This is a genomic window from Nocardia sp. Root136 (assembly GCF_001427185.1).
GTDB classification, from domain to species: domain Bacteria; phylum Actinomycetota; class Actinomycetes; order Mycobacteriales; family Mycobacteriaceae; genus Nocardia; species Nocardia salmonicida.
The window spans coordinates 1,542,972-1,555,141 of sequence record NZ_LMFE01000001.1; the positions used below are offsets into that span (position 1 = coordinate 1,542,972).

13 protein-coding genes are annotated in these 12,170 nt (G+C 67.7%); 3 read left to right on the plus strand and 10 right to left on the minus strand.

Translation table 11 applies throughout. From position 1 onward, the window contains the following. Nucleotides 1-134 precede the first annotated feature (134 nt). Both ASD42_RS07255 and ASD42_RS07260 read right to left on the minus strand, forming a co-directional pair. Nucleotides 135-1,748 carry an AMP-binding protein gene (locus ASD42_RS07255; RefSeq protein WP_056811817.1) on the minus strand — a complete coding sequence of 538 codons (1,614 nt, stop codon included), beginning with the start codon at nucleotides 1,746-1,748 and terminating at the stop codon, nucleotides 135-137. Then, a complete protein-coding gene (locus ASD42_RS07260) occupies nucleotides 1,748-3,361 on the minus strand; it encodes an AMP-binding protein (protein WP_056811820.1) in 1,614 nt (537 codons plus the stop codon). Before ASD42_RS07260 ends, ASD42_RS07255 begins: the two co-directional genes overlap by 1 nt. Nucleotides 3,362-3,458: 97 nt before the next feature. Here ASD42_RS07260 and ASD42_RS07265 point away from each other — a divergent pair, with 97 nt between their 5' ends. Together ASD42_RS07265 and ASD42_RS07270 are read left to right on the plus strand one after the other, a co-directional pair. Next, the gene (locus tag ASD42_RS07265) at nucleotides 3,459-4,304 is read left to right on the plus strand and encodes a helix-turn-helix transcriptional regulator (protein WP_056811823.1); all 846 of its coding nucleotides are present in this window, start codon (nucleotides 3,459-3,461) and stop codon (nucleotides 4,302-4,304) included. A 402-nt stretch (nucleotides 4,305-4,706) separates the two neighbouring features. Beyond that, nucleotides 4,707-5,075, plus strand: a complete 369-nt coding sequence (locus ASD42_RS07270; protein WP_056811825.1) for a VOC family protein — start codon at nucleotides 4,707-4,709, stop codon at nucleotides 5,073-5,075. A 1-nt stretch (nucleotide 5,076) separates the two neighbouring features. Here ASD42_RS07270 and trmD read toward each other — a convergent pair whose 3' ends face one another. From trmD to ASD42_RS07300, 6 genes are all read right to left on the minus strand, one after another. Next, nucleotides 5,077-5,754 (minus strand): tRNA (guanosine(37)-N1)-methyltransferase TrmD, encoded by a 678-nt coding sequence (gene trmD / locus ASD42_RS07275; protein ID WP_056811827.1) that lies wholly within the window; start codon nucleotides 5,752-5,754, stop codon nucleotides 5,077-5,079. A gap of 3 nt (nucleotides 5,755-5,757) precedes the next feature. Next, nucleotides 5,758-6,282, minus strand: coding sequence for a ribosome maturation factor RimM (gene rimM / locus ASD42_RS07280; protein WP_056811830.1), 525 nt, complete (start codon nucleotides 6,280-6,282; stop codon nucleotides 5,758-5,760). After that, nucleotides 6,283-6,525, minus strand: a complete 243-nt coding sequence (locus ASD42_RS07285; RefSeq protein ID WP_056811833.1) for an RNA-binding protein — start codon at nucleotides 6,523-6,525, stop codon at nucleotides 6,283-6,285. It lies immediately after the preceding gene. Then, nucleotides 6,525-6,962, minus strand: coding sequence for a 30S ribosomal protein S16 (gene rpsP, locus ASD42_RS07290; RefSeq protein WP_056811836.1), 438 nt, complete (start codon nucleotides 6,960-6,962; stop codon nucleotides 6,525-6,527). Before rpsP ends, ASD42_RS07285 begins: the two co-directional genes overlap by 1 nt. Before the next feature lie 208 nt (nucleotides 6,963-7,170). Continuing rightward, nucleotides 7,171-8,265, minus strand: a complete 1,095-nt coding sequence (locus ASD42_RS07295) for a metal-dependent hydrolase family protein (protein ID WP_056811838.1) — start codon at nucleotides 8,263-8,265, stop codon at nucleotides 7,171-7,173. 100 nt (nucleotides 8,266-8,365) lie between these two features. Further along, the gene (locus tag ASD42_RS07300) at nucleotides 8,366-9,184 is read right to left on the minus strand and encodes a nuclear transport factor 2 family protein (protein ID WP_056811839.1); all 819 of its coding nucleotides are present in this window, start codon (nucleotides 9,182-9,184) and stop codon (nucleotides 8,366-8,368) included. Between the two features lie 104 nt (nucleotides 9,185-9,288). Between ASD42_RS07300 and ASD42_RS07305 the strand changes: the two genes are divergently transcribed. After that, entirely contained in the window at nucleotides 9,289-10,080 is a 792-nt protein-coding gene (locus tag ASD42_RS07305; protein WP_056815689.1) for a 3-oxo-5-alpha-steroid 4-dehydrogenase, read from the plus strand. A 62-nt stretch (nucleotides 10,081-10,142) separates the two neighbouring features. On the opposite strand, the gene ffh is transcribed toward ASD42_RS07305, so the two are convergent. Both ffh and ASD42_RS07315 read right to left on the minus strand, forming a co-directional pair. Continuing rightward, on the minus strand, nucleotides 10,143-11,708 hold the full coding sequence (gene ffh, locus ASD42_RS07310) for a signal recognition particle protein (protein ID WP_056811842.1): 1,566 nt from the start codon (nucleotides 11,706-11,708) through the stop codon (nucleotides 10,143-10,145). 80 nt (nucleotides 11,709-11,788) lie between these two features. Then, entirely contained in the window at nucleotides 11,789-12,103 is a 315-nt protein-coding gene (locus ASD42_RS07315) for a hypothetical protein (RefSeq protein ID WP_235569337.1), read from the minus strand. Between the last annotated feature and the right edge of the window lie 67 nt (nucleotides 12,104-12,170).

Here is a 12,170-nt window from a genome sequence, read left to right on the forward strand (position 1 = left end):
TGCCAGAACGCATCGAGTGAGGGGTTCGGCATCACCGACTTGCTCGATCTGGCTGTTGGTCAACACCGACGTCGGCCGGTCGACACCCAGCGCGAGCATGCGTGATGGATCGAATCGTGGTGCGCCGCAGCCACTCAGCCGAGGATCTCCCTGGCTAGTTCGCGCATCTCGGCCTTGCGGACCTTGCCGGTGACCGTCATCGGGAACTCGTCGACCACATGCACGTAGCGCGGGATCTTGTAGTGGGCGAGGCGACCGGTGCAGAAGGCTCGCACGGCGGCGGCATCGAGGACTTCCGCGCCCTCGCGCAGGCGGATCCAGACCATCAGTTCCTCCCCGTATCTGTCGTCGGGGACGCCGATGACCTGGGCATCGACGATGTCGGGATGGGTGTAGAGGAACTCCTCGATCTCGCGGGGGTAGACGTTCTCACCACCGCGGATGACCATGTCCTTGATCCGGCCGGTGACCGAGAGGTAGCCGTCGTCGTCCATGACGCCGATGTCGCCGGTGTGCATCCAGCGGGCGGCGTCGATCGCCTCGGCGGTCTTGTCGGGCTGGTCCCAGTAGCCGAGCATCACCGAGTAGCCGCGGGTGCACAGTTCACCCGGTTCGCCGCGTGGCACGGTGCGCCCGGTCGCCGGGTCGACCACCTTGACCTCGAGGTGTGGGCCGACCCGGCCGACGGTGGCGGTGCGGCGGTCGATGCTGTCGTCGCGACGGGTCTGCGTGGAGACCGGCGAGGTCTCGGTCATGCCGTAGCAGATCGCGACCTCGGCCATGCCGAGCCGGTCGATCACTCGTTTCATCACCTCCACCGGGCACGGCGAGCCCGCCATGATGCCGGTGCGCAGGCTGGACAGCTCCGGTGCGGCGCCGCTGTCGAGTTCGGACAGCATCGCGATGAACATCGTCGGCACACCGTAGAGCGAGGTGCAGCGTTCGGCGGCGACGGCGGCCAGCGTCGCGGCCGGATCGAACGACGGCGCCGGAATCACCACGGCCGCACCGTGCGAGGTGACCGCAAGATTGCCCATCACCATGCCGAAGCAGTGGTAGTACGGAACCGGGATGCAAACGCGGTCGGCTTCGGTGTATCCGCACAGCTCGCCCACGAAGAACCCGTTGTTGAGGATGTTGTGGTGGCTCAATGTCGCGCCCTTCGGGAAACCCGTTGTTCCCGAGGTGTATTGGATATTGATCGGATCGTCGGCCGACAGCGTCTCGGCGATCGCGGCCAACCGTTCGGCGTCGGGCACCGTCTCGACCACCTGCCGCCACTGGTCGGTGCCCAGAATCAGCACCTGTTCCAGGGCGGGACAGTTCGGCCGGACCTGCTCGATCATCGCGACATAGTCCGAAGTCTTGAACTCCGGTGCGGCGATCAGCAGGCACACCCCGGCCTGATTGAGGACGTAGTCCAGTTCGCTGGTGCGGTAGGCGGGATTGATATTGACCAGGATCGCGCCGATCTTCGCCGTGGCGTACTGCACGAGCAGCCATTCCGCGCAGTTGGGCGCCCAGATCCCGACCCGGTCACCAGGGCCGATGCCGTGCGCGGTGAGACCGGTCGCGACGGCATCGACAGCGACGCCCAGCTCGCGGTAGGTCCAGCGGCGTCCCGTCGGACAGTCGATGAGCGCCTCGCGCGTCGGGTGGGCCGCGACGGTGCGGTCGAGGTTCGCGCCGATGGTGTCACCGAGCAGCGGGGTATCGGCCGGACCACAGGTGTAACTGAGTTCGGACATCAGTAAATCTCCTTGCCGCGCAGCAGGAATCGCTGCACTTTGCCGCTCGGCGTCTTGGGCAGACTGTCCACGAAGTGGACTTTCCTCGGATAGGCGTGGGCGGCGAACTCGTCCTTGACGAGTTGCTGCAGTTCGGCGGTCAGCTCGGCACTGCCCTCGGTGCCGGCGCGGGTCACCACGAAGGCCTCCAGTACCTCGCCGCGCAGTTCGTCGGGCATCCCGAGGACGGCGGCCTCGGCGACCTGGTCGTGCAGGACCAGTACGCTCTCGACCTCGAACGGGCCGATCCGGTAGCCGGCCATGATGATCACGTCGTCGTCGCGGGCGCTGAAGTGGAAGCAGTCATCGGCGTCGCGGGCGCCGACGTCACCGGTCAGATACCAGCGTCCGTCGGCGCTGAATCGGGTCGCGGTGCGTTCCGGATCGTCGAGGTAGCCGAGGAACCAGAGCAGCGGGCTGTGGTCGGTATCGATGGCGACCCGGCCGAACTCGCCGGGTGCCGCCTCGACGTCGGCGCCTTCGGCCAGGACCGCACAGGACCACCCGGGCAGCTGTCGGCCCATCGAACCGAGCGGGGCGGCGGCATCGAGGGCGGGGTGCCACGCGTGGCAGATGACCATGCCGTGCTCGGTCTGGCCGTAGTGATCGCGCACCGCCACACCGAGGGTCCGCTGCGACCACGCCACCACGTCCGGGGTCAACGGCTCCCCTGCTGACGACGCTCTGCGCAGGGCGAATCCGTCCGGAGCCGAATCGCTGTCGGCGCGCAACGCCCGGTAGACGGTCGGCGCCGCGGCGAAGTTGGTGACGCCGAAGCGTCGCAGCACGTCCCAGGTGAGCGACGCCGAGAAGCCCGCGTGCAGCAGCAGGCTGCGCGCGCCGGTGGCCAGCGGTCCCAGGATCGCGTAGTAGAGGCCGTATGCCCAGCCCGGGTCGGCCGCGTTCCAGAAGACGTCCTCGGGGCGCACGTCGAGGGCGAATTCCTGGTAGGCGTGAAACGATGCCAGCGCGCGGACCGGGATCGGTACGCCCTTGGGGGTTCCGGTGGTGCCGCTGGTGAACAACTGGACCAGCAGACCGTCGCCGCCGACCGCCACCGGCCTCGCGCGCGGATCGTCGGACCGGTGCCGGGCGAGCAGCTCATCGAACAGCAGCGCGCCGGGGATCTCGGCGGCGCCGACGATGATCGTCCGGTAGTCGGTCGTGGCGAGCTTCGGCGCCTGGTCGGCGTCGGCGACAACGACCTTCGTGTGGCTCGCGCTCAGCCGGAACTCGATGGCGGGTGTGGCGAAGGCGGTGAACAACGGGACGTGCACCGCGCCACGGCGCCAGATGCCGAGCAGGGCCACCACGAGCTCGGCGGACTTTCCCATCAGCGTCGCGACCCGGTCGCCGGGCTCGACGCCGAGTTCGGCCAGCGCGGCGGCGAACCGAGCCGAGCGTTCCCGCAGCTCGCCGTAGGTCAACTCGTGCGCGCTCAGATCGGCTTCGACCACGGTGAACGCGGTCTGCGTGGCCGGATGCCGATCGCAGAGCAGTTCGGCCGCGCAGGCCTCCGGTCCGTCGTAGTGGTCGAGTAGGTCGCGCACCCGCGCGTCCAGGTCGGTAGTCATCGCAGTTTCTCCTCAACGCCCGGGCAACGGCCGCCCGGGTGTGACCTAGAATGTGGCATAGCTCACGCCGACCACTACCCCCGAAAAGGGGTGATCCATGACTTCCCTGTTGCGCCCGCGCGACGGTGACGCGCTGCGCGCCGAGATCCGCTGGGTGGCGCGCCGGGCGAGCGTCCCGGTGGTGTTCGGCGGCGCGGTGGACGAGGACACCCTGCTGCTCACCGAGTTCGCGGGCACCGTCACCACAGGCCTGCGCGGGCTGTCGGTGCTCCGCACCTCCGGGCTCGGCGGGCAGGCCATGGAGTACCGCAGACCCGCGTCGGTGGCCGACTATCGGGGCGCCTCCACCATCACCCACCACTACGACGCCGCGGTGGTCGGCGAGGGGCTGCGGTCGGTGATGGCCGTGCCGGTCCTGGTCGCCGACCGGCCTCGCGCGGTGCTCTACGCGGCCACCCGTGGCGCGACCCCGCTCGGCGACCGCACCGCCGAGGTGATCCTGCAGGCGGGTAGAAGGCTGGCCGCCGAGATCGCCGTCCGCGACGAAGTGGACCGGCGAGTCCGACTACTCGACCTCGCGACGCCGCCGTCCACGTCCACGCCCGCGGTGACCGAGGAGCTGCGCGAGATCCACGCCGAACTTCGCGCCCTCGCGACCGCGACCGGCGATCCCGTACTGCGCGAACAGCTTTCCGGGGTGTGCGACCGATTGACCGGGGTGCTGACCGGCGGGCCCGGCGCCGAGACGCCGCGGCTGTCGCGGCGCGAGCTCGATGTGCTGGCCCAGATCGCCCTCGGCTGCACGAATCAGGAAGCGGCGCTTCGGCTCTCGCTCGGGGCCGAAACCGTCAAGAGTTATCTGCGGCAGGCGATGAGCAAGCTCGATGCCAGCACTCGCCACGAAGCTGTATCGCTGGCACGTCGACACGGCTTGCTGCCCTGAACCGCCGCCGCACCGGCCCCTTCACCCGCTGTCCGGTATGTGCGATATATCACTTTTATTCGGGCGACACAAATGTTTCGACGCCAGGCAACGGCCACCCGGGCGGACTCGATCGCGCGCGGCGGCGCGAGCCACCGACATCGAACGTCGCGCCACGCGCGCGTCGGCAACGGCCGATCGTCCACGGATGCAATGCTTGTACTGGGAACATCGACGCACCGCCGGTTGGGATCCACCGCACCGGATGCGATCGTGCCGAAAGACGCAGGGGCCGAACCGATTCCGGATGGAACCAGCAATCCTCACTTTGGACGTTCACACAACGAATGACCTCAATGGATACCCAAATGTCTTTGGGACAAAACAATCTCGGGGCGCATCCGGCCCGGTACCGTCGGTCCGATGACGGAGCCTTTTCAACTGGCCGGCCTCTCACTGGACTGTGACGACCCCGAGTCCCTCGCCCGCTTCTACCTCGGGCTGCTCGGTGGCCGTGTCCTGTGGAACGACGCGCACAGCGTCGGGATCCGCATCCCGTCGGGATTGACCATCGCCGCACAGCACGTGGCGGACTACTATCCGCCGCAGTGGCCGGGCACCGCCGCGGTACACCTCGACCTGGCCGCCGATGCCGATCTGGATCTATGCGAACAGCACGCTCTCGCGATCGGCGCGAAACCCGCACCGGTACAACCGGATCCACGCTGGCGGGTGTTGCTCGACCCCGCAGGCCACCCGTTCTGTATCACCACCCGCGTGATCGCGGGATAGGTCAGGGCAGCAGGTCGGGCCGACGCCGCGCGGTGCGTTCCAGTGACTGTTCGTGGCGCCACGCGGCTACCTTGGCGTGATCGCCCGAGAGCAGGATCGGGGGTACGTCGAGGCCGCGCCACGACACCGGCCGGGTGTAGCTGGGACCTTCGAGGAGTCCGTCGGAGAACGAATCCTCTTGGTGGGACTGCTGATTGCCGAGCACGCCGGGAATCAGCCGCACCACGGCCTCGGTCATCACGAGCACCGCGGCCTCGCCGCCGATGAGGACGTAGTCGCCGATGCTCACCTCTTCGACGCGGACGCGGCGGGCGGCGTCGTCGAACACGCGCTGATCGATGCCCTCGTAGCGCCCGCAGGCGAAGACGAGGTGTTTCTCGGTGGCCCAGCGCTGCGCGGTGGCCTGGGTGAACGGCACACCGGCCGGAGTGGGGACGACGAGCAGGGCGTCGTCGGGGCACACCTCGTCCAAGGCGTCGCCCCAGACGGTGGGCTTCATGACCATGCCGGGACCACCGCCGTAGGGCGAGTCGTCGACCGACTTGTGCACGTCATGGGTCCAGTTGCGCAAGTCGTGTACACCGACCGAGATCAGGCCCTTGTCGACGGCCTTACCGAGCAGCGCGGTGCGCAGCGGCTCCAGATACTCCGGGAAGATCGTGACGACGTCGAGTTGCACGAATTACTCCGGATCGAGCAGGCCCTCGGGCGGTGTGATGACCACCAGTCCATCGGCGAGCGAGACCGTCGGCACGATGGCGGTGACAAAGGGAATGAGAATTTCGCGACCGTCGTCGGCGGCACGCACCGACAGCAGTTCTCCCGCGGCCGAATGCAGCACCTCGGTGACCGTGCCGACGAGGGTGCCGTCGGCGAACTCGACCCGAAGACCTTCGAGTTCGTGGTCGTAGAAGGCGTCGTCATCCTCCGACGGCGGCAGCGAATCGCTGTCGACGACGAACAACGTGCCGCGCAGGGCGTCGGCGGCGGTGCGGTCGTCGATACCGTCGACGTACACCAGAAGTCGGCCCGAGTGCTCTCGGGCCGACTTCACGGTGTAGTCACGGGTCGCCGAGGACTTCGGCATCCTGCCGCGCAACGTGACGCCCGGTGCGAACCGGACGTCCGGCTCGTCGGTGCGCACATCGACGACGAGTTCGCCGCGCACGCCGTGCGACTTGGCGACCCGACCTACGACGAGTTCCATCTAGGCGTCGGTATCGACCACGTCGACCCGGATCCCACGGCCGCCGATGCCGGCGACCAGGGTGCGCAGCGCGGTCGCGGTACGACCACCGCGCCCGATCACCTTGCCCAGGTCTTCAGGATGGACGTGTACCTCGACAGTGCGTCCACGACGGCCGGTGAGCAGCTCGACACGGACGTCGTCAGGGTTGGCGACGATGCCGCGAACCAGATGTTCGACGGCATCGGCAACAACAGCAGTCATTACTCGGCAGCCTCGGTGGCGGCTTCCTCAGCGGCAGCCTCGTCCTTCTTGGCGGCCTTCTTCTTCGGGGTGACGGCCTCGGTGGTGGGCGCGTTGTCGGCGGCGGCGAGCGCGGCGTTGAACAGGTCCAGCTTGGAGGCCTTTTCGGCCTTGACCTTCAGGGTGCCCTCGGTGCCCGGCAGGCCCTTGAACTTCTGCCAGTCGCCGGTGATCTCCAGCAGACGCTGCACCGACTCGGTCGGCTGCGCGCCGACGGACAGCCAGTACGCGACGCGCTCGGCGTCGATCTGGATCAGCGAAGGCTCTTCCTTCGGGTGGTACAGGCCGATGGACTCGATGGCCCGGCCGTCACGACGGGTGCGGGCGTCGGCGACGACGACGCGGTACTGCGGGTTGCGGATCTTGCCGAGACGAGTGAGCTTGATCTTGACAGCCATGCTGTTCAGTCTTCTTTCAGTAGTTTGGTCACCACGCGATTCGGCGACCCACATGGTCTGCGGGTCCGGTTTCGCGCATGTGTGCGTGACCGCCGCGCGGTACGTAACCGGAGACGGGCTGACACTGTCCAGGAAGGACGAGGGTTCATTCTGCCAGACGACCCGCGACGGCCGGAAATCGCCTCCGCTAATGCCGCGCAACGCCGATTCAGCGATGCCCGGTGACCGGATCGGGGGTCTTCACCACCAGGCCACGCAGGACAACCCATTGTGGGTCGGTGAGCGACTGGGGGTTCACCCGGGGGTCGTCGGCGTAGACGACGAAATCGGCCGGGGCGCCCTCTTCGATACCGGGACGGCCGAGCCAGGTGCGGGCGTTCCAGGAGGCCGCGCCGAGGGCCTCGTGGGGTGACAGGCCCGCGCCGGACAGAGCGGTGATCTCGTCGGCGATGCGGCCGTGCCGGATGGAACCGCCCGCGTCGGTGCCCGCGTAGATCGGCACGCCCGCCTCGTGGGCTTTGCCGACGGTGTCGCGGACGCGGCGGTGCAGATCGCGCATGTGGGCGGCGTAGACCGGAAACTTCGTGGCGCTGTCGGCGATGCCGGGGAAGGTGTCGATATTGATCAGGGTGGGAACGAGGGCGGTGCCGTTGGCCACCATCAGCTCGATGGTGTCGTCGGTGATGCCGGTGCCGTGCTCGAGGCAGTCGATGCCCGCGTTGATCAGGCCGGGCAGCGCGTCCTCACCGAACACGTGCGCGGTGACCCTGGCTCCGTTCGCGTGGGCCGCGTCGATGGCCTGCTTCAGGATGTCGTCACTCCACAGCGGCCGCAGGTCGCCGACGGTTCGGTCGATCCAGTCCCCCACGATCTTGACCCAGCCGTCGCCGAAGCGGGCCTGCTCGGCGACGATCTCGGGCAGGTCGCGTTCGTCGTCGAGCTCGATGCCGAGTTCACGGATGTAGCGCTTGGGCCGGGCGATATGGCGGCCCGCGCGGATGATCCGCGGCAGCTCGGCGTGCTCGTCGATGAATCGGGTGTCGATCGGCGAGCCCGCGTCGCGCAGGAGCAACGCGCCCACGTCACGTTCGGTCTCGGCCTGCTCGATCGCGCCCTCGTGGGTCTCGTCGCCGCCGCCGTAGCGGATCCCGACATGACAGTGGGCGTCGACCAGGCCCGGCACGATCCACCCTGCGTTGCACAGGGTTTCGGCACCGCGCATCGGCTCGAACGTCACTACGCCGTCGACGACCCAGAGATCGCGCTCCCGGTCGTCGGGAAGAACCACACCTCGCAGATGCACACGAACCTCCAGTAGTCGGTCTGAGACCGAACCTACCGCGCACGATCAGCACCCGCACACGCGCCGAGGCACCACTCATCGCGGCAGAACCGGGCGAGTGTCAGTCGTCCGAAGGATCGCCGTCGAGAAAGACCCGCACTGCGGTGATACGCGGCCGGTCCGGCGCGAAATCGATGAAGGCCACGCCTCGCGACGCACCAACTCTCACGCTCACACTGACGGTGCGCCCTGCGGCGATCATCTTGTCCCACTCCATGTCTCGCGCGCGGTCGGCGAATTCCGCCACCGAGATCGGGTGCCCGACGGGCAGCTCGATCACCGTCCGCTCATCGAGCAGCGCCCGCACGCCACCCGAGTCGCCGGATGCGGCCGCGGCGAACAGTCTGCGGACGAGGCGCTTGCCCGACCCGCCCACACCGCGCAGGGCTCGCATCATTCCCATCGCACCGCCGATTCCGAGCTCGGCGACGAGTTGCGGTCCGAGCTTCGCGCCCGCGAGCACTCCGGACGGCCCCGTGCGCAGCAGTCGCGCGATCATCACCCCCAGCTCCCAGTGCGCGGCGAGCCGGGCGATCCGCCAGCCGCCGTCGGTGCCGACCAGGTCGTAGCGCAGATGCATCGGCACGGTGACGGTGGCGCCGGTCGACATCGTGGTCTCGATGTGCAGGTCACGCACCACCGTGTACCCGGCGACGAGGTCGCGATCGATGCGGAAGGCGATGGAGTTCGGCGCGATGAAAACGTTGTAGAAGCGCGAGATCGCGTCGGGGCCGATGTGCTCACGCGAGCCGTACGGGTCGTGCACCGCGGCCGTCTCCGCGAACAGCCCGACCCAAGCGGTCTTGTCGTGCGCGGCAACGGCACGCGGTGATGCCTGCACAGCCGCGAGCAGGTCCTCGGCGGTCCGATCCAACGGCATGTACGTCCTCCATACTCACGCTTCCCCTGCGCGATCCATGATAGAACGTGTTCTAGTTTTGCGTCGGCGATCGTGCCCGGCGCCTGTTGGACAAGAGGATCTCGATGGACTGGTACACCGGGAACACCACCTACGACACCGTGCTGGCCATCGCCTTCGGCTTCGCCGCGTTCGTGATCGTCGGCGGACTGTTCGCGCAGAGCCCCTACGGCCGCTTCGCCTCGAACAAGGTCGGCTTCAATCTCAACCCCAAACTGGGCTGGTGGCTGATGGAACTGCCCGCGACCGTCGTGTTCGCGGTGTTCTATCTCAGCGGCCCCGATCGCTTCGAACCCGTGCCGCTGGTGCTGGCCGCCATCTGGTTGCTGCACTACGGCAACCGTGGCTGGTTCTTCCCGCTCTCCATCCGGCAGGTGCCGGGCAAGACGAGCAGTTTCAATGTCTCGGTGGTCGCGGCGGGCGTGTTCGTGACGGCGCTGCACGGCTATCTCAACGGCGCGTTCTTCAGCAACGACTACAACAACCAGTACGGCACCGCCTGGCTCACCGATCCGCGCTTTCTGATCGGGCTGGTCGTGTACCTGTGCGGCTTCGGACTGCTGGTGCGGTCCGAAGCGATCGTGCGCAATCTGCGGGACAAGAACAACCCCGGCGCCGCCGAGTACCAGGTTCCGCACGGCGCGGGCTTCCGCTTCGTCAGCAGCCCTGCCTACCTCGGCGAACTGATCGCCTGGGCCGGATTCGCCCTGCTCACCTGGTCGCTGGCCGGCGTCGCGATCTTCTTGATCACCGCGGGGAACCTGGTGCCACGCGCCTTCGCCACCCACCGGTGGTACCGCGAGAAGTTCGCCGACTACCCCACCACCCGCAAAGCGTTGATCCCCGGCGTGATCTGAGCGCATGATAAAGCCGTGGCGGGTGATCGATCACCCGCCACGGCTTTATCAGTGCGAACGACTCAGTTCTTGGGGAATTTCAGCTGGGAGAGATCGATCCCCTCCAGGCCGGGCGGCAGCTGATCGAGACCGGGCGGCATGTTCGACAGGTCCATGCCCGGCGGCAACCCCGGCATCCCGGCGGGCATTCCGGGGAACCCACCGCGCATCTTCGGCTGAGTGGGCCCACGCCCACCCTTCTTGCCCTTCTTACCGCCCTTTTTGTTGTTGCCGCGGCGAGCTCCCGGCATCCCCATCTGCCGACCCATCATCGCCATCATCTTCTTGGCTTCGAAGAACCGGTCGACGAGCTGGTTGACCTCGGAGACCTGCACCCCGGAACCGTTGGCGATTCGCAGGCGCCGCGAGGCGTTGATGATCTTCGGGTTGTCCCGCTCGGCGCGGGTCATGCCCCGGATGATCGCCTGCACCCGGTCGAGCTGCTTGTCGTCGACCGCGGCCAGCGCGTCCTTCATCTGACCGGCGCCCGGCAGCATCCCGAGCAGATTGCCGATCGGGCCCATCTTGCGGATGGCCAGCATCTGGTCGAGAAAGTCCTCGAGGGTGAGTTCGCCGCTGCCGATCTTGCGCGCGGTCTCCTCGGCCTGCTCGGCGTCGTAGACCTGTTCGGCCTGCTCGATGAGGGTGAGCACATCGCCCATGCCGAGGATGCGCGAGGCCATCCGGTCGGGATGGAAGACGTCGAAGTCCTCGAGCTTCTCGCCGGTGGAGGCGAACATGATCGGCGCACCGGTGACATTGCGCACCGACAGCGCCGCACCACCGCGAGCGTCACCGTCGAGCTTGGTGAGCACGACGCCGGTGAACCCGACACCGTCGCGGAAGGCTTCGGCGGTGCTGACCGCGTCCTGACCGATCATCGCGTCGAGCACGAACAGGGTCTCGTCCGGCTGCACGGCATCGCGGATGCCCGCGGCCTGGCGCATCAGCTCGGCGTCGATACCGAGGCGACCGGCGGTATCGACGATCACCACGTCGTACTGCTTGGCCTTGGCCTCTTCGATACCGGCCGCGGCGACGGCGACCGGGTCGGCCGCGGTGATCCCGAGCGGGTTCTCGCCGCCACCGATGGAGGTGCCGCCGTGCGGGGCGAACACGGGCACGCCCGCCCGCTCACCGACGACCTGCAGCTGGGTGACCGCGCCGGGACGCTGGAGGTCACAGGCCACCAGCAACGGCTGGTGCCCCTGACCCTTGAGCCATTTGGCCAGCTTGCCCGCGAGCGTGGTCTTACCCGCACCCTGCAGACCGGCCAGCATGATGACTGTCGGCGGGTTCTTGGCGAGGTTGAGGCGACGGGTCTCGCCACCGAGGATCGCGACGAGTTCCTCGTTGACGATCTTGACGACCTGCTGCGCGGGATTGAGCGCGCCGGAGACCTCCGCGCCCTTGGCGCGTTCTTTGACGTTGGCGATGAAGCCGCGCACCACGGGCAGCGCGACGTCGGCCTCGAGGAGTGCGAGGCGGATCTCGCGCGCGGTGGCGTCGATGTCGGCCGGTGACAGACGCCCCTTACCGCGCAGATCCTGCAGTGCACCGGTAAGCCGGTCGGACAGGGATTCGAACACCGATCGCGCTCCTGATCTGAAAGGGTCTCAGGTCGTCTGACCGAAGTCGGACGTCTATTGCCCTCCCAGGGTAATGGAGGTTATTCGGTATGTTGCACGTGCGGTGGCGCCGTGCGGCGCAACTCGTGCGATTCGATGTCCACCAGGTACACCGCTTCTCTGCCGGTGAGGCCGAGTTCCCGGGACAGTGCCTCGATCCGAAGCCATTCGGAATCGGCACTGTCGGCGTGATGGGCGCCGGTCGAGGCGATGGTCATCGCGGCCAATGCCTGCGCACCACTGAGGGTGCGACCCGGCAACCACGAAACCACCCACAGGTCACCACCGACGCACCGCGCGATGTGCGCGGTCGCGTCGCTGGTCATCATTGACGCGGAAACGACTTCGATAGCCACGGATCAGCTCCCCTCGTACGAGTGACAGCCGGACCAGGGGAATGCTATAGGTCCCATATCGACTTAT